The sequence below is a fragment of the Seonamhaeicola maritimus genome (genome assembly GCF_008056315.1).
Taxonomy (GTDB): Bacteria; Bacteroidota; Bacteroidia; order Flavobacteriales; family Flavobacteriaceae; genus Seonamhaeicola; species Seonamhaeicola maritimus.
The window spans coordinates 396,020-417,259 of the sequence record NZ_VRKQ01000008.1 but is presented as its reverse complement, the minus strand read 5'-3'; the positions used below and the strand labels follow the sequence as shown (position 1 = coordinate 417,259).

Sequence of the window (21,240 nt, the reverse complement as noted above, 5' to 3'; positions counted from 1 at the left end):
CCCTTATTTTTTCTCGTATGGTACTAATTTCTCCCAATCAAAAATAACCCCTGTTCCCGGGTAATCAGGAGCAACAGCTCTGTAATTCTCAACAACCAAAGGTCTAGTTGTATACTCATCAATTGGGAAACTATGAACTTCTAGCCATCCAGAATTAGGTTGTGCAGACACCAAACTTACGTGTAATTCCTGCATACCATGAGAACAAGCCGGAATACCATGCTTGTCTGCCAATCTTGCTGCAGCTAACCATCCTGTAACACCTCCACAGTTAGAAGCGTCCGGTTGCACGAATGATAATTTTGCTTGGTCCATGGCATATTCGAACTCATGAATAGTATGCAAGTTTTCACCCATTGCTAACGGAAAACCTGTTTTATCAACAATTTCTCCGTACCCTTTGTAATTATCTGGTATTATTGGTTCTTCAAACCAAGTTATATTATATTGTTTAAAACCTTCTATAGCTTTTAAAGCTTTTTCTATAGACATGGAATAGTTAGCATCTACCATAAACGTGACATCTGGACCAACAAATTCTCTAACAGCCTTAATTCGGTCTAAATCCTCTTGAAGATTTTCTCTTCCAATCTTAATTTTCACAGCTTTAAAACCTCTGTCTAAATAACTTTGCATATTACCTAAAAGCTTCTCTAAAGGGAACATTAAATCAATCCCTCCGCAATAAGCCTTACATGTATTGTCAATACCGCCGGCCATTTTCCATAGTGGAAGCCCTGCTTTTTTACACTTAATATCCCAGAGAGCAATATCTACTGCGGAAATAGCAAAAGAGGCTATCCCTCCTCTACCAACATAATGAATGTGCCATTCTAGAAAATCATAAATACCATCTATATCTGTACCATCCATTCCTACCAATACGGCAAAGTCATTATCAACCATGGCTTTAATGGCATTACCACCTTTCCCACCGGTATAGGTGTATCCCGTTCCTTCACTTCCATCTTCAAGAGTGATAGTTACCGTCACTAATTCAAAATGATAGTGGTCTCCGTGTTTTGCATCTGAAAGCACTTCTGGCAATGGCACCTCAAATAAACGCGCATCTACTTTTGAAATCTTTGTACTCATCTTTTTTAAATATCTATTTTTTATTTCAATGCTAATTGAACCTCTTCAGGTTTAGCTGAACCTAATTCTATACTTCTTTTACTTGGAAGTGCATTACTAACCACAAGCTTATAATTACCCTTCATCCAAACTTTTTCCCCTTCTAAATTGGTTTGTTTAAAATCATTTTCTGAGAATTTAAACGCTATAGTTTTGGATTCTCCAACTTTTAAATTAACCCTTCTAAACGCTTTCAAAGAATACATTGGTAAATAATCAGCAACATTTTCCGGAACCAAATACACCTGAACTACATCATCATAATCTATTTTCCCCGTATTGGTTACTTCAGCTGAAAACAACAAATCTTTTCCTCTTTTCAGTTTCGTTGAACTAACACTAGCATTTTTAAAGGCAACTGTACTATATGATAAGCCAAACCCAAAAGGATATTGAGGTTCTTTAGTCATATACTTATACGTTCTACCCTTCATATTGTAATCATCAAAAGGTGGTAATTGTTCAACGTTCTTTGGGAACGTAATTGGCAAATGCCCTGAAGGAGCTACATCTCCAAACAACACATCAGCAACAGCATTTCCGCCTTGTTCTCCTGGGTACCACATACAAACAATAGCATCAACTAAAGGCTCAACTTCTTCCAAAGAAACAGGACTTCCTGTTCCAACCACTAAAATGATTGGTCCTTTTTTATACTCACATAATTCTTTAATGTACTGAACCTGACTAGGGGGTAATTTTAAATCTTTTCTATCTCCCTTATGCTGTGAGGCAATAGCATCTACTTCCTCGCCTTCTATTTCGTTGGAAATACCAACAACCACAATTGTTGCCTCTACTTGTCCAGCAACTTTAGGCGCCCAATTTAATGGATTTTGGTTTTTATTAAATGGCAATACTCCTTGACGATAATTTAGTGAAGTTCCTAAGGATACTTTCTCAGTGACACCTTCTAAAACGGTCACCAAATTAGCTGACATGCCGTAATAATTTGCCATCAAAATATTACTAGAAGAAGCAAAAGGCCCCGTAACATACAAAGTTTTAATATTTTTATCTAGCGGCAATACATTGTTTTCATTTTTGAGCAGTACTATAGATTGTTGCGCTACTTTACGAGCAATCTCTTTATGCTCATCTGAATTGATGACTTCTGAAGTTACCTTATTGAAAGGGTTACTTTCTTCTCTATCAAAAAAGCCTAATTGGAAACGAATCAAATACAATTGCTTTAATCGTTCGTCAATAAGTTCTTCGGTAATTAAGCCTTTATCAATAGCTTTTTTCAGATTATTGTAAACCCATCCACAATTTAAGTTCACACCAGATTGCATAGCTAAAGCAGCCGCTTCTTCTGCAGTTTTCACCTTTTTATGCCCTTTCATGATGTCACCCAAAGCACCGCAATCAGAAACAATGTAGCCATCAAAACCCCATTGTTTCTTTAGTAGTTCATCCAATAAGAATTGACTACTGCATGATGGGTCTCCATAAACAGCATTATAGGCTCCCATGACACCTTTTACATTTCCTTCGGTTACCAAAGCCTCAAATGCAGGTAAATATGTTTCGTATAAATCTAATTTTGAAGGTGAAGCATCAAAATGATGTCTTAACTCTTCAGGTCCTGAATGTACTGCAAAGTGTTTAGCACAAGCCGTGGCCTTTAAATATTTTGAATCATTTCCTTGAAGTCCTTTTACATAAGCTACTCCAATTTTTGACATCAAAAATGGATCTTCACCATATGTTTCTTGACCTCTTCCCCATCTAGGATCTCTAAATATATTTACGTTAGGCGACCAATATGTTAATCCTGCATATAATCCTCTATTCCCCATAGATTGTGCTATTTTAAATTTAGCACGACCTTCGTTGGAAATAGCTGTAGTCATTTCTTGAATTAAATCAGGATTGAAGGTTGCCCCCATGGCAATCCCTTGAGGAAAAATAGTGGCTTTACCATTTCTAGCTACTCCATGAAGTGATTCGTTCCACCAATTATATTCTGGAACTCCCAATCGCTCAATTGCTGGTGAACTGTTTAGGAATTGTGTACATTTTTCTTCAAGCGTCATTGCTTGAACCAATAAATCTGCTCGCTCTTCAAAAGCAATAGATTCATCAAACCACTTAAATTCCTTTTGAGCAAACATGTTACATGTTATACTCAAAACCAAAACAACTAATAATCGCTTCACATGTTTCATTCTAAAAACAAACAGGCTCGAATTAACAATCTAATTCGAACCTGTTCTGACTAACTAAATTAAACCTTATGTCTAACGTAAAACGTTTTCTTTTCTAAATACTGTTCAAATCCGTACTTGCCATCTTCACCTCCTGAACCAGATAACTTATATCCATTATGGAAACCTTGATGCTGCTCACCATGACCTCTATTTACATAGATTTCACCATATTCAAGCTCATCATTACACTTCATAATTGTGCTCATATCATTGGTAAATACCATGGCAGCTAAACCATACTCGCAGTCATTTGCGTAACCTATAACTTCTTCGAAAGTTTTAAATTTTAATACTGGTAAAATAGGTCCGAAAGACTCTTCATGAACAATAGTCATATCCTGAGTTACATTAGTTAAAACTGTAGGTTCAAACCAATATCCTTTTTCAAATTCCTTTCCTTCAGGTTTCTTACCTCCCGCAGCAATAGTAGCTCCTTCTTTCAATGATACTTCTACTAAATGTTCCATATGCTTTAATTCTGAAGCATTTACTTTTGGTCCCATGTCAGTTTCTTCTAACATTGGATCACCAACTTTGATTTCAGCAACTTTAGCCAAGAATTTTTCCATGAATACATCATAAATGTCTTCATGAATATACATACGCTCGTTACAAGTACATACTTGTCCGCAGTTATCAAAACGTGAATGTAATGCTGCAGCTACAGCTGCATCAATATCAGCATCAGCAAAAGCAATAAATGGCGCTTTTCCACCTAATTCTAATTGAACATGCGTTAAATTTTCTGCCGCAGCACGAGCAATGCTTTGTCCTACAGGTGTAGAACCAGTCATTGTAATCATTTTGGTAATTGGACTTTCAACTAAAGCGTTACCCATTGCTCTACCTGGTCCGGTTAATATATTTATAACTCCTTTAGGAATTCCAACTTTATTAGCTAAATCTCCTAATTCTAGAGTAGCTATTGGTGTTTCTGATGTAGGCTTAATAACTATGGAATTACCTGCCACTAAAGCTGGTCCCAATTTACGACCCGCCAATGCTAACGGGAAGTTCCAAGCAGTAATTGCAACCACAACACCTTTAGGGATTTTTTGAATCCATATTTGTTCATTTGGATTATCAGAAGGAATGATATCTCCTTCAATTCTTCTTGCTCCTTCTGCAGCATATCTTATGAAAGTTGCCGTAACAGCCACTTCAAAACGAGCTACTTTTAAAAGCTTACCTTGTTCTTTTGTTAACAATACGGCTAAACGCTCATTGTTAGCATCAATTTCATCAGCTAAAGCATATAAATAATCAGCTCTTGTTTTTGCTGGTAATTTTTTCCATTCTTTCTGTGCAGCCTCAGCAGCTTTCAAAGCTTCAACAGCTTCTTCTGCAGTACCATTTTGTACACGTGCCACAACTTCTTCTGTAGATGGACTAACAATATCAATAGTCTCTCCTGAAGTGGATGTTTTCCATTCACCATTAATAAATAACTGGTATTCTTTTACTTGACCCATAATATGTAATTTACTTTTTAATTTTAGGTTTTCTATGATTATCCATTCTTACGGCCGCTTTCCCCTCATATAAGCGTTTAAGCTGCCATAGTGGGCGATCGAGAGTCAATTCCCAATCGAATAATTTTTTGTAAAGTTCACGAACCAATTCCGGTTTTTCCGAAGCTAAATCGTTTATTTCTGAAATATCTTCTTCTATATTATAAAGTTCTGCTGGTCTATCCGGAAATCGAATTAGCTTCCATTCATTATGACGAATAGCTCCTCTATTTTCCTTCTTCCAAAACAGAGTTTCGTGTGGCTTTCCTTGACTTTCACCTTTTGCAAAAGGCATTAAGTCTACGCCATCCAATCCTTCAATTTCCGATACATCACCTCCGCCAACTGTTACAAATGTTGGTAATAAATCTAAAGTTGAAATAGGATTGTTATAAGATGAGTTCGCTTTTAGTTTTCCCGCCCAAGACATTAAAAAAGGCACTCTAATACCGCCTTCTAAATGATTGGCTTTTGTTCCACTTAACGGGGCGTTACTAGAATGATTTGTATCTGAAGGACCACCATTATCATTAGTGAAAACAATTAAAGTATTATCACTCAATCCAAGTTCTTTAACCTTATCAAGTACTCTACCTATGGCTCTATCCATTCCTATGGTCATTGCAGCGAGTGTTCTACGTCTTCCTGTTAAATGAGCTGGCACTTTTTCTAAGTCATCCTTACGAGCCTCCATGGGCGTATGCACCGCATTAAAAGATAGGTAAGCAAAAAACGGTTGCTTCTTATTTCGTTCTATAAACTCAATAGTGGCATCTGCTAATTCATCTGTTAAATACTTTTCTGGTTCTTTAAAATGTCCAAACCCTTTTTCTAACTTTGCTTCAGCCTTCTTTTGCATTTCTGCCTCACTCATTTCCCAATAACTGCGTGCGCCTCCTCTAAATCCGTAGAATTCATCGAAACCTCGTTTTGTTGGATGATACCTATCGGCGTGACCCATATGCCATTTTCCAAATAAAGCGGTTTTGTAACCCAATTCTTTTAGGTAATCTGCCATTGTAACTTGGTCTACAGGAAGCCCCATGTCATGTCCCAATAAAGCAGAGCTGTTGCTCATATAGCCTTTAACGTTGTTTTCTTCAAAACCGAATTTTTGTTGATATTTTCCGGTTAACAAACCAGCACGTGAAGGTCCGCAAACCGCAGCAGACACGTAAGCTTGTGTAAACTTAACACCACTAGCCGCCAACGCATCTAAATTTGGTGTTTTAAAATCATGACTTCCATGGAAACCAAAATCCGCATACCCTGCATCATCAGAAAAGATGAACAGAATATTAGGCTGTTGAGCCATTAGTTTTTGATGGTCACATGACGTGACCATCAAAACCAACAGCAGTAGTTTAGTATAGTTGAAAGTTGATTTAAAATTCATTTTTAAAAAAGAAGATTATCTTCCCATCCAGCCACCATCTACAAGAACGGTAGTACCATTCATATAAGCAGCTGCTTCAGATGCTAAAAATACTGTAGGACCTGCAAAATCAGTTGCTTCTCCCCAACGACCAGCAGGAATACGTTCTAAAATAGACTTATTTCTTTCTGGATTATTTCGTAATGCCTCAGTATTATCTGTTGCGATATAACCAGGCGCAATAGCATTTACATTAACACCTTTTCCTGCCCATTCATTAGCAAAAGCCATAGTCATTTGTCCTATAGCTCCTTTACTTGCTGCATAACCAGGAACCGTTATTCCTCCTTGGAAGGTTAATAAAGATGCTGTAAAAACAACTTTTCCCGATCCTCTTTCCACCATATCCTTACCAAATTCTCTGGTCAAAATAAATTGTGCATTTTGGTTTACTTCAATTACTTTATCCCACATTTCATCTGGATGTTCTACAGCTGGAGCTCTTAATATAGTTCCAGCGTTATTGACCAAAATATCTATTTGTGGGTGATCAGCTTTAGCAGCTTTTATAAATTCGTATAATGATTTTCTATCTGAAAAATCACATTGGTAAGCACTGAATTTTTTTCCTCTCGCTTCCACTTCTTTTGAAATATCACTTCCTTCTAACTCTAAAGAAGCAGAGACTCCAATAATATCTGCACCAGCTTCTGCTAAACCAATAGCCATAGCTTTACCAATACCACGTTTACAACCAGTTACTAAAGCGGTTTTTCCTTCTAAACTGAATTTATTTAAAATACTCATTTTATGTTTTGTTATAATGTTTTTATTAAAGTTGGCAATCCATAAGAACTTTCATTCCATCAGGATTATTATCTATATTTTCAAATACCTTTTGAATGTTTGATAAAGGTTGAACATCTGTAATCATATCTTCGAACGGTAATTCATTTGCTGTGATTAATGAAATTGATTTTTCATAATCTTCTTTTTCATAAACACGTGCTCCAATTAGCTTTAATTCTTTCCAGAAGAATTTGAATAAATTTACTGGTTTTGGCTGCCCATGAATAGCTACCATAACAATACGCCCTCTAATTCCTGCTACTTCTGTCATAACGTCTAATGCTGGCTGCACCCCCGCTACTTCAAAAACCACATCGGCTAATCTTCCTTCTGTCTTAGAATGCACATATTCCACCAAATCCACATCAATTGGACTTACTGCTTCCAGACCCATAGACTTTGCTTTCTCAATTCTTGTTGGATTAACCTCTGATATAATTACCTGAGCACCTACTTCTTTAGCAACCATAGCTACTAAAAGCCCTATTGGACCTCCACCAAGAACCACAGCAGTTTCACCCGCTTGCAATCCGCTTAAGCGCACATCATGTGTAGCCACAGACAATGGCTCTATTAGAGCCGCTAATTTTAAATCAGTGTTTTCTTTTAACTTGTGAAGTGTAAATGCAGGTACATTCCAATATTGTTGCATAGAACCCGGACTATCAATCCCTATAAAGTTCAATTCTGCACAAATGTGATTAAAGCCCTTATCTGACGGTTTCGCTTTTCTGTCGTCCAACGGACGAACCACTACCTTATCACCTTCATAAAAACCTTCCACACCTTGTCCTACGGCATCAATAATTCCTGACATCTCATGACCAATAGTTTGAGGCATTGCCACTCTTTGATCCATCATGCCATGATAAATATGAACATCTGTTCCACAAACTCCAGAATAGGCTACCTTAATTCTTACTTCACCTTCTGCCGGAGCTTCGATTTCTTTTTCAACAACAGAAAACGTCTTGTTTCCCTTGTATTGTGTTGCTATCATTTTAGTTTAATTTAAACTGTTATTATTAATTATTTTAAAAGTTCAGTATATAAATACTAAACAATAATAATACTATTTCATGAAGTGAAAGGAAACAAATGTTCTATTATATATCACATTTGTCAGGAAATCCTATAACCTGAACAAGACATCCAATTCACCTTCGTCAGTTTGCTTCACATTTGACACTAATAAAGTTTCAAATAAGAAACAAGTTTATAATATGAAACAAATATACAACAATTTTTCATTCCAAATAAAATGAAAACAAAAAAAGTTATCCACTGATTTTGAAGTCATTAAATTAGAGAATGAAAAGAAAATAAACTCTTAATGTAAAATAAGAGACAGCTATTAAGAAAAAGGATTTAAAGAACTCTTCTATTAGGATATAACATATCCTAATTTAGCAGAAATTTCCAGAGCATATTTTGATATAATTTTACCTTTTTTATCAAAATCCTCATGAGGTAAACGTCCATGTGGCGCCGTAATCCAAAGTGAAGCCACCGGATAACCATATTCATTAAAAATAGGCGCTCCAATACAATGAATACCTTGAATATCTTCCCCATTATCGATAGCGTATCCCTGTTCCTTAACTTCTTTAAGTTGTTCTCGAAAGACTATTTTTGAAGTAATTGTATTTTTAGTGTATTTAGCAAGTGACATTTGCTTGATAATTCTATCGGCCTCTTCATCTGGCAAAAAGGCTAGAATAGACTTTCCACCAACAGAACTATGTAGATTAAATTGTGTACCTCGTTCTACAAAAAGCTTTACTGGGTAAGACGATGACACCTGTTCTAAAATGGTTCCTTTCTTAGCTCCCAAAATTATACCCAACATTACAGATTCTTTTAATTCATCGCGAAGAGCGCGCATCACATCAATAGATAATTCTACAATACTTTGCTCATTCATTGAAGAAATACCTAGAGTCACCATTTTTCTAGAAAGGGTAATTTTCTTGGTTGTTTCATTTTTCTGGAGGTAGTTCTTAAATATTAAGGTATTTATTATTCGAAACGCACTTGTTTTAGAAATATCTAATGCGTCAATAATTTCCGCCAAAGTCAACCCTTGGGTATGACTTGCTAATAATTCAATTATTAGTAAACCGCGTTCTAAATTTGGAACATTGTAATTTGACTTAACGTCATTAGACTCTTTGCTCATATAAGTTGGTGTAGTTGAACAAAAATATAATTAATTATAACTAATCAAAAAAAAAGACGAAAAGGAAACCTTTTCGTCTTTTTGATATAAGACCTTGTCTTTTTATTTATCATCATCTCCTTTCGCTTCTCCTGGAGCTGTATGAGATGTTCTTCTTTTAGATGAAAAACGCATAATACTTTGATAATGCCAACTATTATAAACATGAGTTAATCCCCAACGAAGAATTTCAGTTGGTTCTTTTTCAACATCGGCAGTTCTATTTAATCCAATAGCATGCGCATCAACACTTTTTAACACCGACATGATTTCAAAATTAACCCCGTCTGGTGACCACTGAATAGTATTTTTCTCAGGACCATCAGTTGTTATTAAAGCCGCAATCCCATCATTATATGGCCACACACAAATTTCATGACCACTATTACTTACTGGATTATAAGGTGATTTTACATAAGGTCCTAACGGGTTATCTGCAATAGCAACACCATGACGGATTTGACGCCCACCAAAGGTAATTTCTTCACCCATTTGCTCACCTTTATAATACAAGTAAAACTTTCCCTTATAAGGTAAAATACAAGGATCATGCACTTTATGCGAATCAAAATCTCCCTTTTTAATAACAGACCTTCTGTCTTGTAAATTATCACCTTTCCAAACACCATTATCTGCAGGACTTAAAATTGGCTCATCAAGTTTTGTCCAAGGACCATCAGGTGAATCTGCCCATGATAATCCCACTTGATTTTTTACTCTCACATTGTAAGGTGATTTTACCGTTTGATAGCATAAATAGTACTTTCCATCGTGCTCCATAATTTCAACTGTAAAAACAGAGCGGTCGTCATAAGCACCCTTTTCACCTCTTTTTACCGCAACACCTTCCTCCTTCCAGGTCCATCCATCTTCCGAGGTTGCATACCAAATATCACATCTATCCCATGGAAATACTTTTTCATTCTCAACATCACCTCCAAAACCTTGTGTCTCACCAGTACTTCTAGAATACCAAACATAATATTTACCATCATGCTTTATCATGGCACTAGGGTCACGTCTTACAACACCTTCTTCATATGCCAAATCTCCTTTTAAAGGTTTTAAATCTTCAAATTCAATAAACCATTCATTTCCCAAATCCATTGGCCATTTCAAAGCTCTTTTTGAAGCTGCACTCAAATGGTTTACATCTGTAATACCTAAATGATCTATTTGTTCGTCTGTTATTTTCATTAATTCTTGATTTTCATGTTCATGAGTTTCTTCCTTTGAAATTTTAGAATTACACCCTGTCATAATAATTGTTAATAATAAAACTGTAATTGATTTCCCTAGTTTTCCCATGTATTCTTATTAGTTTAATTGAATCTTTTTTATAAACGCATTAATAGCGAAATTACCAATACTACATTAAATATAGTCTTTTACAAACTTGACAAAAACTATACTTATTAAATAATTCTAGTTTTCAAAAAACCTACGAGCATTTGAATCTCTATCAAAAACACTATAGGATATATTACGTTCATACTAGAAAATTTATAGCATATTTTACTAAAATTAAAATTACAAATAACCCAAAGCTTACAAGAGTAAAAACATGCTAAAGATGAGTAAATATTGATTAATTTTTCCAAATTTATGAATATAGGAGAAAAATAAAACTAAAATGAACATTTGTTTTGGAAATTTAGTCATCTGTTGTTAACTCACTTATTGTTATTCATGATTTTTGAATGATTCTTATAACAGAACTTATACCTAACAACTAAACTATACCAACTAGAAATGAAATTAACCAAGAGCTTAATCCAATTTAAACCAATTTACTTTTTACTTTTTTTAATCACAATTTGCTCTTGTAGCGGTGGAGATTCTGGCAATGATGAGCAAGCTACATGTACTAAAACTTGTCCTTCAGGATTTATACTAGACCCTAATAGTTGCGAGTGTGAACCAGAACCATGTACTAAGACTTGTGAATCTGGCTTCACCCTAAACACAGAAAATTGCGAATGCGAGTGCACCAAAACATGCCCTACCGGATTCACATTAAACACCACAAATTGTGAATGTGAAGAAGATTTTGTGGCAAATGTTATTGAAGTTGAAGCCGAAAGCGTTGCTGTTGTTGAAGACTGGAAAGAAAGAACAACTGTAAGCGATTATTCAGGTGATGGTTATATCATTTGGGAAGGTCCAAACCAATTCTGGAAAGGCGCAGCTAATATTGGTGCTGCTGGCAGATTAACTTACAAAATCAACATACCAAGAGCGGGAACTTACCAATTTCAATGGAGGTCCTACATTGGTAAAGTAGACCCCAGCAACCCAAATACCGAACACAACGATAGCTGGCTTAGACTACCCGACGCCGATGACTTTTACGGAAAGAGAGATGCAAGTATTGTTTACCCAAAAGGTTCTGGAAAAACCCCTAATCCTTCAGGTGAAAACGGAAATGGATTCTTTAAGATTTATATGAATACTAGTAATGCTTGGACATGGACTAGCGGAACTTTCGATAATAACTTCCATTCAATTTATGCTCGTTTTGATGAAGCTAAAGAATATACCGTTGAAATTGCAGCTAGATCTGATCATCATGCTATTGACAAATTTAAATTAACAGAGCAAGAGCCTGAATAATTTCATATTGAACATATAAAAAAACCCTCAACGAAATGCTGAGGGTTTTATTTTATAAAATTTATCCTTTAAATACGTGTTAGTTTATAAGGCGCTGAATGGTTAGCATTCCATTGACAAACATATATATTCTTATCTTCATCTATACACACATCATGACCGTGCAAAATAGGTTTTTCACCTATTTGATAAGATTTTTGAAGCGTACCATCTTTATAAACAGGCTCTGTACCTCCTGGATTAGAAACTACTTTATCTCCCTCCATTATAGTCACAAAACCCGTATGATCTTTCCAATTGGTTTTTCCCACTTTAGGCTGAGACCAACATACGCCGGCATACAGGTTATCATCATCAAAAACAGCTCTACACACTTGCATATTAGGCATATTTACTGTTTTAATATATTTCCCATCTAATGTAAAGTATTTAAAACATTGCTCTGAACGTGATGTACAGACAACCATAGGATTACCAGGTTCACGGTAATCAATAGCGACACCATGTGCACTCATTAATTTATAATTAGGGTCCGGATTATCACTACCACCCCAATGACGAATGTATCGCCCGTTAGAATCATATTGAATGATTCTACTTTGCCCATACCCATCAGCAACATAAATATCTCCATTAGGCCCAATAGCAGTTTCGGTAGGGCAAAAATCCTCTCCCGGTTCATAAACCCCAATAGTTTGCGGGTGCCCAATATCAAAAATCACTTTACCATCAACTGTGGTTTTAGCCACACGACCATTGTGTTTTACCATTTTATTATTACGACCAAGTGCCCAACCGGAATCAGCAATGTATAACATATCTTCTCCGCCTTCATCGTGAAGCGTTAAGCCATGACCACCTTGATATGCTGTACCCCAAAAATCTAATAATTTACCCGACTTATCAAAAATCAAGATATTATTTTGTGGATGATCACCAATCATAATCAGCCGCCCCTTACTATCCATTACCATTTCATGACAATTGAGAAGAGGAATTCTTGTAGAACTCATTTGAGCCCAATTCTTCGTAAGCTTATACCTGTAATCACCATGCCCTAGAATAGTATCGGTTTCGTTAAGCAAATGATTTGAATTTTCTTTTTTTGATATAATGGAGGCTCCAAAAACTGATGAAGATGTTGCCAAAGCAGCTCCTGCTAATCCTGTTTTCTTTAAAAAATTTCTTCTTGTAGACATAGTTTATATTTTTAAGTTAGGATATCTTTTACCACATGACCGTGCACATCTGTAAGTCTATAACGCCTACCCTGATGTTTAAACGTTAATCGTTCATGATCTATACCAAATAAATGCATTAACGTTGCATGGAAATCATGCACATGCACGGGGTCTTTAGTTACGTTATAGCTAAAATCGTCTGTTTCACCATATGACATTCCAGGTTTTACACCAGCACCAGCCATCCACATTGTAAATGCTTTAGGATGATGATCTCTACCATAATTTTGTTTTGTTAATTGCCCTTGAGAATAAACTGTTCTTCCAAACTCTCCACCCCAAACAACAAGCGTATCTTCTAGCATACCGCGTTGTTTTAAATCTTTTAGTAATGCCGCTGTAGGTTGATCTGTTTGTCTTGCCTTATTTTTCACTCCACCAGGACAGCCAATATGCTGATCCCAACCTTGGTGATAAAGCTGAACAAAACGCACACCCTTTTCTAACAGCTTTCTAGCCATTAAACAATTGGCAGCATATGTACCTGCATCCCTACTATCTTTACCATACATATCGAAAATGTGTTCTGGCTCATCAGATGTATCTGTCACTTCAGGAATTGAGGTTTGCATTCTAAAGGCCATTTCATATTGCGTCATTCTAGCCTGAATCTCCGGATCACCGTAAGCATCATGCTGCACAGTGTTTAATTCACTTAAATAATCCAACATCTTCTTACGATCGTTTCCATCATAATTGTCAGGGTTATTTAAATATAATACCGGATCTTTTCCCGAACGAAACTGGACACCTTGGTGTTCGGTTGGTAAGAAACCATTACCCCATAAACCCGCCTTAAGAGGCTGTCCTTTTCCATTTTTCGAAATTAATGTTATAAAAGTTGGTAAATTCTCATTTTCAGAACCCAAACCATAACTTAACCAAGAACCTATTGAAGGTCTACCAGGTAGTTGATGCCCTGTTTGCATGAACGTTACCGCGGGCGTATGGTTAATTTGATCTGTTTGCATTGATTTAACAAAACACAAATCATCAACCACTTCAGATAAATGTGGCATAATTTCGCTCACCCAAGCCCTTGATTCCCCGTATTGCTTAAATTTAAACAATGAAGGAGCTACAGGCAATGTACTTTGACTACCACTCATTCCTGTAAGTCTTTGTCCTCCTATTACAGATTCTGGCAAATCTTTGCCGAACATATCAACCAATTTTGGTTTATAGTCAAATAAGTCCAATTGAGAAGGACCTCCACTTTGAAACAAATAAATAATTCGCTTCGCTTTTGGTAAGTGATGTGGTAATCCTAATTTGTTTCTTGTAAAAGCATCAATAGCCCCATTAGAATTGCCAATAGAACTCCAAGCCTTTTCTGTATTTAACAAACTTCCCAGAGCTAAAGCACCAATACCTAATGATGTTTTCTTTAAAAAATGCCTTCGATCTAATTGCCTTTCAACACTTTGTAAATCTTTATTATTTGATCTTAATCTATCGTGATTATCACACATGACTAAATGTTTATCGTTTTGTTATAAATGCGTCTGAATTGATTATTGTTGAAGCTACTACAGCATTTGCTGCCACCAACGCCATATCATCTTTAGGATCTATTTTATGTTCACCAACACTTATCCATCCTTCGGCTTTCGCGTTATTCTTTCTAAATTTTTCTAACTCTGATTTTTGCAATTCAGAAAGAATCTCTAGTTCCTTCTCTTTAATACTTCTACCTGTTAACCTTCTATATGTCATTGAAATACCCTCAGTCAAAGTATCATACTCAATCATTTTCTTTCCTAAAACACGAGCAGCTTCCACAAATGTTGGATCGTTTAGAAGTACCAAGGCTTGTAAAGGCGTATTAGTCTCCTGTCTTCTAGTTGTACATAAATCTCTGGAAGGCGCATCAAAAGTGGCTATAGTTGGATGTGGCACCGTTCGTTTCCAAATAGTGTACATACTTCTCCTATACAACTCCTCTCCTTTTCCAACCTTATAAGTACCACCACTAACGCGCCACAAACCAGGGGGCTGATACGGATTTACACTTTTTCCTCCAATTTTTTTACTTAATAATCCCGAGGCATATAAAGCATTGTCTCTCAACATTTCACCAGATAAACGTTTTGAAGGCCCTCTTGCCAGTAGCTTATTTTCACCATCTAATTCCATCAACTCCTTACTGGCCATACTAGTTTGTTGATAGGTGTTAGACATCATGATAGTTTTATGCAATGCCTTTATATCCCAACCAGATTTAATTAACTCTAATGCTAACCAATCTAGCAGTTTTGGATGTGTTGGCATTTCTCCTTGATTTCCAAAATCTTCTGCGGTTTTAACAATACCTCTTCCAAACAAGTTTTGCCAATAACGGTTCACAGTAACTCTGGCCGTTAAAGGATTATCTGGATGTGTTATCCACTTTGCTAAACCTATTCTGTTTTTTTCAAACTCTTTTGGGAATTCAAATATTTCTGCTGGTGTATTTGGAAATACTGAATCTGTTGGAGAATCATATTGCCCTCTATCTAAAACATAAGCTTGTCTTGGAGTTTCCCGCTCCTCCATTACCATAATTTGCTTGACCTTGTCCATACTATCTACTAGAACCAGTCTATCTTTTTCTAGTTTTTTAAGCACATTGTTATATGATTTGGAATTGACTGACAAGTAATACTTTTTAAGCTTATCCTTTTCAACATCAGATAAATCAGCTAAGGACTTTTTCTTAAGCCCATCTATAGCTTCAGAATTTGAAATTTGTAAAACCTCAATCTCACTTAATTCTTTATTAAACACTAATAAATCATCAACAACTGCTCCTCTTATCCCTTTACCTCTCCAAACGGCTCCAATACGCAAGCCCGGTTCTAATTTAGGACTTTCAGGACCATACATTTGTAAATCATGGAAAATGATATCTTTATACAAATTATCGAAATGGGTTTTGGTTTCCAACTTTTTACCATCCATATAAATAGACAACCCGCCTGCTTTACTAGAACCATCATACGTCATGGTTAGTTGCGTCCATTTTTCCTTTGGTATTTCATCATTAGATTCAATAACTATGGCATTACCAGGATATACATGAGCCAATAAAGCTTCTATTTTATTATCCTTTAATTTTAAATGATAACCTCTAAAATTGTGTAATTCAGGACTGTTCATTTTGTGAAAAATAACTCCGGTCTCTAATTCTTTAGGTATAAAAACTTCTATACCTATTGAAAATGGCTGATTTCTTTGATAAATACCAATTTTATCAAGATCTAACCAGGTATCACCATCCATATAAAGCCCTTTTTCATGAGCCCCATTTTTAAAAACTGATGGTTCATTATCAGCAAATTGCTGACGCATTCTAATTTTATTTTTTCTATTACCTCCAACAGTATTTATGAGTTTTTCATTATCAAAATTTATAGCAGCCACTAAGCCCTTTGGCTTAGTACTAGAACCAATAGATTTATAACCTTGATTGGTAATCCATTTTTCTACTTTTGACCTTTCGGCATTTGAAGTCTCCTTTAGTTTTTCCTGAGTTTCATCAACCAAGGTTTCTAAATAGGCTAACACTTTTTCTTGTTCCTCAGTAGGCAACATCATTGCAGGAACCGGTGTAGCCAAATCCCATGGAATCAATCCAGTCTCATCAACATTATTAAAGAAACTATAAAATTGAAAATAATCTTTCTGTGAAATGGGATCATATTTATGGTCGTGACATTTGGCACATTCCAATGTTAACCCTAAGAACCCTTGTCCCATAACCACTGTTCTATCGGACACATATTCTGAACGGAATTCTTCATCAATAATTCCTCCTTCTAAATTCTGAGGATGTAAACGATTAAATGTAGTTGCTAGTTTTTGCTCGCGCGTAGCATTTGGTAACATATCACCAGCCATTTGCCATAAAATAAATTCATCGTAGGGCATGTTTTCATTGAAACTCTTAATGACCCAATCACGCCAAGGAGATACATCCCTAAACTTATCAACACTATAGCCATGCGTGTCTGCATACCTAGCCAAATCCATCCAGTCTAATGTACGTTGTTCCCCATAATTAGGAGACGCCAAAAGTCTATCAATTTGCTTTTCGAATGCATTTGGCGATTCATCTTTTAAAAATGTTTCTATTTCCTCAACGGTTGGAGGTAAGCCAATTAAATCAAAAGAGACTCTGCGTAGTAACAGTTCTTTATCTGCTTTTTTTGAAAGCTTTAAATCACGTAGTTCCAATTCCTCTAACACAAAGTTATCGATAGGATTTGCTACCTGATTATTGTTTTTTATTTTAGGAATTTCATGGTTTTCTGGCTTTAAAAACGCCCAGTGATCTTTGTATTCAGCACCGTCCTCAATCCATTTAACCAGGACAGCCTTTTCATAATCACTTAAGGTTAAATGGGAACTAGGTACTGGCATAATTAGCTCTGAATCATCCGTCATAATACGGTGGAAAAATTCACTTTTCCCCAAATTCTTTGGCTTAATTGCAACCTTCCCAGGGTTTTCTGGTAGTTCCGCGTATGCAGCTTGAGCATTATGTAATTGAACCCCTCCTTTAATATTATTTTTATCAGGTCCGTGACACAAAAAACACTTATCTGATAAAATAGGTTTTACATGTTGATTAAAATCTAACTTTTTTGGAAGTTTATCATACTCAATAGCTACCGTATCCGGAATACTCGGACCACCACAAGAAAACACCATAAGCATCCCTACCACTAGGGCGCAAAAACTCATACCTTTTGACATAAAAAAATTACTCTTGAAATTTTTTTTCAAATATAAACGAAATTATAATATGGTTTCAACTAAAAAACTTGACATAAACTATACTTTTTCTATATCCTATTAATTTAACAATGTTTTTATTTAAAAACTATATTATTAACCATTTGTGATATACTTCTGTCTATTACTAACAAAAAAATACTTATTTAGTCTCTATTTTTGCTTTAAACATTTACTTAAAACTAAACTTAAACTATATGTCTTCATTATTAAAAAAGTTATTCCCTCTATTAGTTTTTACCTTAATTTTCAATTGCAACAACACTAATAAGGAGGAACAAAAACAAGATGTTGAAAAACCGGAATTAACATCAAAAAAGAAACCCAATATTATTATTGTTTTAACAGATGATCAAGGTTGGGCAGATGTAGGTTTTAACGGAGCAACAGATATTCCTACGGACAATTTAGACCGAATTGCAGAAGAAGGAGTTATTTTTTCTAATGGATATGTATCCCATCCATATTGCAGCCCTTCTAGAGCAGGTTTATTAACAGGTAGATATCAAGCGCGTTTTGGTCATGACTGTAATATGCCTTATCATGGTGAGAATGACAATTCAGTGGGAACTCCTTTATCTGAAAAAATGATTTCTGAAGCATTGAAAGAACAAGGTTATAAAACTGCGGCAATTGGTAAATGGCACGTAGGTGATCACCCAGATTTACACCCCAACGCTCAAGGGTTTGATCATTGGTTTGGTTTTCCTGGTGGAGGCATGAATTTCTGGGGTACACCTAACGGTCCTTTAAGAACTATTATAAGAAATGGTCAGGAAGTATCTCAAGACGAGTTAAGCTACCTTACCGATGATTTCACAGAAGAAGCCATTGACTTTATTAATCAAGAAAAAGACAATCCATTCTTTATTTATCTAGCATATAACGCGCCTCATGCACCAGACCATGCCACTGAGAAATATTTAGAACGCACAAAACATATTGAATATGGTGGACGTAGTGTATTTGCTGCTATGGTTAACGCTGTTGATGATGGTATTGGAAGAATTGATTCAACCCTAGTTGCTAATGGCATTAAAGATAATACCATCATAGCTTTTTTAAGTGATAATGGGGGGCGGGCAGAACATGCCGATAACAGACCAAACCGCGGACATAAGGGCATGTTATTTGAAGGTGGCATTAAGGTTCCATTCTTTATCTCATGGCCAGATGGTTTAAAAGGCGGACAGGTTTATAATGAACCAGTTATTTCATTAGACCTTTTCCCAACAGCTTTAGAAGCAGCTGGAGGAGACTCTAGCAAAGAAACACAATTGGACGGAGTCAATCTATTACCTTTTGTTAAAGGAGGCAAAACCACCAAACCTCATGAAAAATTATTTTGGAGATCGGTAGGTGGATTTGAATATGCAGCCAGAATTGGAAATTATAAGCTTTACAAGAGTGCATACAAAGAAAAAACCTTGCTTTTCGATTTAAAGAATGACCCTTTGGAGAGAAATGATATTGCTGCAAACCATCAAGACATAGTTGCAGAATTAGAAAACGCCTATACAGAATGGGATTCAAAAAACGTAGAACCTGGTTGGGTTGACCCACACCCCGAAAATGTAATTAAAGAAGAAAAAAGGTTTAAAGCAACAAGAAATAAATCATTAAAAAACAAAAAATAAATGTACTCAAACTTTAAATCGTTTTTATTATTTACGTTTTTTATAACGACGTTTTATCAAGGTTATTCACAAGAGAAACCTAATTTTATTTTCATTTTAACTGATGACCAATCATATGGCATGATGGGTTGTACAGGAAATGAAATTGTAGAAACCCCCAATTTAGATAAGTTAGCGAATGATGGTATTTTATTCAATAACGCGCATATCACCAGCGCCATTTGTACCCCAAGCAGAATCTCAATATTGTTAAGTCAGTTTGAGAGAAAACATGCTGTAAACTTTAATTCTGGAACAAGTGTTTCGGACGAAGCTTGGGCAAAATCATATCCAGTAGTTATGCGCAATGCCGGTTATTACACAGGTTGGATAGGAAAAAACCATGCCCCAATTGGTAAAGGCGGTTATGGTAGTGGTCTTATGGATAAGAGTTTTGATTACTGGTATGCCGGTCATGGTCACATAAGATTTTACCCAAAAGAGGTACACGAAATTTTTAATGATGCCATAGCCCATACACAACCCGAAATTATAAATGAAAGTATTGATGATTTCTTAGACCCTAATGAAAGAAAGTTAAAAGGAGCTCTTAAATTTTTAGAAGTTAGACCTGAAGACAAACCATTTATGCTCTCAATCAACTTCAATTTACCGCACGGTGCCGGAACCGGCTCCATGCAAATGCGCAAAACGGATGATGAAATTTACAGAACGAAGTATCGCGATTTAAATATTCCGCTTCCGGCAAATTATATTGCAAAAAAAGATATCAAAACCCCTAAGCTACCTGCCAATGTCTTAAAAGTTGAAAACAGACAAACAGGTTATAACTACGCTGACACCGCCGAAGGCACGATAGAACGCTATACTAGACAACTTCAAGCAATGACTGGTATAGACCGTGTTGTTGGTAATTTAAGAAACAAATTAAAAGAGCTTAAGTTAGACAAGAACACGGTTATTATGTTCACCTCAGACCACGGATTATTTATGGGTGAGCAAGGTTTAGGCGGAAAAGCCCTTTGCTATGAAAAAACCACTCATGTTCCTATGATTGTTTACAACCCTAATTTAAAGAAAAAACAAAGAGGTAAAACTAGTGATGCCTTGGTTCAAAGTATAGATGTAGCTCCAACTATGTTATCATTAGCAGGTGTTGATATACCTAAGGAATTTCAAGGAAAAGATATTTCTGGTTTAGTTGAAGGTAATAATGCCGAAGTAAGAGAATATATTTTTACCGAAAATTTATGGTCAACACAATTTGGAAACCCCAAAATAGAAGCAGTTCAAAATAAAGAATGGAAATACATTAGATACTACAAAAATGACATGTTTCCAGCAAACAAAAAAATAGCTGCGGCTAAAGAATTAGATTTAAAGATAAATGATCTTTTGTACAAAGTACATGACACCGATATAGCCATATACAGAGCCCTTTCAAACGGATCACTAGAAGGTGAGAAACCCGTTTATGAAGAATTATATAACTTAAAAAATGACCCAACTGAACTTAATAATTTAGCAGAAAATGCACAATATATTTCGATTTTAAATGAAATGAAGGTCGTTTGGAAAAATGAATTAATAAAGGCTCGTGGTGAAAGCAAACCTAAGGTACACAGATACACTGTTGATAGCGAATCTGTTTCAACCTATAAAAGCAAATAATC

General features: G+C 35.8%; 14 protein-coding genes. 3 read left to right on the top strand and 11 right to left on the bottom strand.

Going from position 1 to position 21,240, the window contains the following annotated elements:
- Window positions 1-3 precede the first annotated feature (3 nt).
- From FUA22_RS01715 to FUA22_RS01680, 8 genes are all read right to left on the bottom strand, one after another.
- Complete coding sequence (locus tag FUA22_RS01715; protein WP_147765961.1) at window positions 4-1,095, bottom strand: mandelate racemase/muconate lactonizing enzyme family protein; 1,092 nt, start codon at window positions 1,093-1,095, stop codon at window positions 4-6.
- 20 nt (window positions 1,096-1,115) lie between these two features.
- Complete coding sequence (locus FUA22_RS01710) at window positions 1,116-3,305, bottom strand: glycoside hydrolase family 3 C-terminal domain-containing protein (protein ID WP_170309817.1); 2,190 nt, start codon at window positions 3,303-3,305, stop codon at window positions 1,116-1,118.
- Between the two features lie 59 nt (window positions 3,306-3,364).
- Window positions 3,365-4,819, bottom strand: a complete 1,455-nt coding sequence (gene aldA, locus FUA22_RS01705) for an aldehyde dehydrogenase (RefSeq protein WP_147765959.1) — start codon at window positions 4,817-4,819, stop codon at window positions 3,365-3,367.
- Window positions 4,820-4,829: 10 nt separating this feature from the next.
- Window positions 4,830-6,254, bottom strand: coding sequence for a sulfatase (locus FUA22_RS01700; protein ID WP_241664730.1), 1,425 nt, complete (start codon window positions 6,252-6,254; stop codon window positions 4,830-4,832).
- Window positions 6,255-6,269: 15 nt separating this feature from the next.
- Window positions 6,270-7,034, bottom strand: coding sequence for an SDR family NAD(P)-dependent oxidoreductase (locus FUA22_RS01695; RefSeq protein ID WP_170309872.1), 765 nt, complete (start codon window positions 7,032-7,034; stop codon window positions 6,270-6,272).
- Window positions 7,035-7,065: 31 nt separating this feature from the next.
- Window positions 7,066-8,082 (bottom strand): zinc-dependent alcohol dehydrogenase, encoded by a 1,017-nt coding sequence (locus FUA22_RS01690; RefSeq protein ID WP_147765956.1) that lies wholly within the window; start codon window positions 8,080-8,082, stop codon window positions 7,066-7,068.
- A gap of 384 nt (window positions 8,083-8,466) precedes the next feature.
- Complete coding sequence (locus FUA22_RS01685) at window positions 8,467-9,261, bottom strand: IclR family transcriptional regulator (protein ID WP_147765954.1); 795 nt, start codon at window positions 9,259-9,261, stop codon at window positions 8,467-8,469.
- A 102-nt stretch (window positions 9,262-9,363) separates the two neighbouring features.
- Window positions 9,364-10,560, bottom strand: a complete 1,197-nt coding sequence (locus tag FUA22_RS01680) for a glycoside hydrolase family 117 protein (RefSeq protein WP_394344021.1) — start codon at window positions 10,558-10,560, stop codon at window positions 9,364-9,366.
- A gap of 492 nt (window positions 10,561-11,052) precedes the next feature.
- Here FUA22_RS01680 and FUA22_RS01675 point away from each other — a divergent pair, with 492 nt between their 5' ends.
- Window positions 11,053-11,913, top strand: a complete 861-nt coding sequence (locus tag FUA22_RS01675) for a hypothetical protein (RefSeq protein WP_147765950.1) — start codon at window positions 11,053-11,055, stop codon at window positions 11,911-11,913.
- A 68-nt stretch (window positions 11,914-11,981) separates the two neighbouring features.
- Here FUA22_RS01675 and FUA22_RS01670 read toward each other — a convergent pair whose 3' ends face one another.
- Genes FUA22_RS01670 through FUA22_RS01660 form a run of 3 tightly spaced genes read right to left on the bottom strand, consistent with a single transcriptional unit; the run spans window position 11,982 to window position 17,891 of the window.
- Complete coding sequence (locus tag FUA22_RS01670) at window positions 11,982-13,112, bottom strand: twin-arginine translocation signal domain-containing protein (RefSeq protein ID WP_147765948.1); 1,131 nt, start codon at window positions 13,110-13,112, stop codon at window positions 11,982-11,984.
- 11 nt (window positions 13,113-13,123) lie between these two features.
- Complete coding sequence (locus tag FUA22_RS01665) at window positions 13,124-14,626, bottom strand: DUF1501 domain-containing protein (protein ID WP_147765946.1); 1,503 nt, start codon at window positions 14,624-14,626, stop codon at window positions 13,124-13,126.
- A gap of 10 nt (window positions 14,627-14,636) precedes the next feature.
- Entirely contained in the window at window positions 14,637-17,891 is a 3,255-nt protein-coding gene (locus tag FUA22_RS01660) for a DUF1553 domain-containing protein (protein WP_241664729.1), read from the bottom strand.
- Window positions 17,892-18,127: 236 nt separating this feature from the next.
- On the opposite strand from FUA22_RS01660, the gene FUA22_RS01655 reads away from it, so the two are divergent.
- Both FUA22_RS01655 and FUA22_RS01650 read left to right on the top strand, forming a co-directional pair.
- Entirely contained in the window at window positions 18,128-19,567 is a 1,440-nt protein-coding gene (locus FUA22_RS01655) for a sulfatase-like hydrolase/transferase (RefSeq protein WP_147765945.1), read from the top strand.
- Complete coding sequence (locus FUA22_RS01650) at window positions 19,568-21,238, top strand: sulfatase-like hydrolase/transferase (RefSeq protein ID WP_147765943.1); 1,671 nt, start codon at window positions 19,568-19,570, stop codon at window positions 21,236-21,238.
- Window positions 21,239-21,240: the final 2 nt, after the last annotated feature.

Bases quoted from the DNA above. Each gene is read 5' to 3' on its own strand.
- FUA22_RS01715 (WP_147765961.1), bottom strand. From the start codon at position 1,095: ATGAGTACAAAGATTTCAAAAGTAGATGCGCGTTTATTTGAGGTGCCA.
- FUA22_RS01710 (WP_170309817.1), bottom strand. From the start codon at position 3,305: ATGAAACATGTGAAGCGATTATTAGTTGTTTTGGTTTTGAGTATAACA.
- aldA (WP_147765959.1), bottom strand. From the start codon at position 4,819: ATGGGTCAAGTAAAAGAATACCAGTTATTTATTAATGGTGAATGGAAA.
- FUA22_RS01700 (WP_241664730.1), bottom strand. From the start codon at position 6,254: ATGAATTTTAAATCAACTTTCAACTATACTAAACTACTGCTGTTGGTT.
- FUA22_RS01690 (WP_147765956.1), bottom strand. From the start codon at position 8,082: ATGATAGCAACACAATACAAGGGAAACAAGACGTTTTCTGTTGTTGAA.
- FUA22_RS01685 (WP_147765954.1), bottom strand. From the start codon at position 9,261: ATGAGCAAAGAGTCTAATGACGTTAAGTCAAATTACAATGTTCCAAAT.
- FUA22_RS01680 (WP_394344021.1), bottom strand. From the start codon at position 10,560: ATGACAGGGTGTAATTCTAAAATTTCAAAGGAAGAAACTCATGAACAT.
- FUA22_RS01675 (WP_147765950.1), top strand. From the start codon at position 11,053: ATGAAATTAACCAAGAGCTTAATCCAATTTAAACCAATTTACTTTTTA.
- FUA22_RS01670 (WP_147765948.1), bottom strand. From the start codon at position 13,112: ATGTCTACAAGAAGAAATTTTTTAAAGAAAACAGGATTAGCAGGAGCT.
- FUA22_RS01665 (WP_147765946.1), bottom strand. From the start codon at position 14,626: ATGTGTGATAATCACGATAGATTAAGATCAAATAATAAAGATTTACAA.
- FUA22_RS01660 (WP_241664729.1), bottom strand. From the start codon at position 17,891: ATGTCAAAAGGTATGAGTTTTTGCGCCCTAGTGGTAGGGATGCTTATG.
- FUA22_RS01655 (WP_147765945.1), top strand. From the start codon at position 18,128: ATGTCTTCATTATTAAAAAAGTTATTCCCTCTATTAGTTTTTACCTTA.
- FUA22_RS01650 (WP_147765943.1), top strand. From the start codon at position 19,568: ATGTACTCAAACTTTAAATCGTTTTTATTATTTACGTTTTTTATAACG.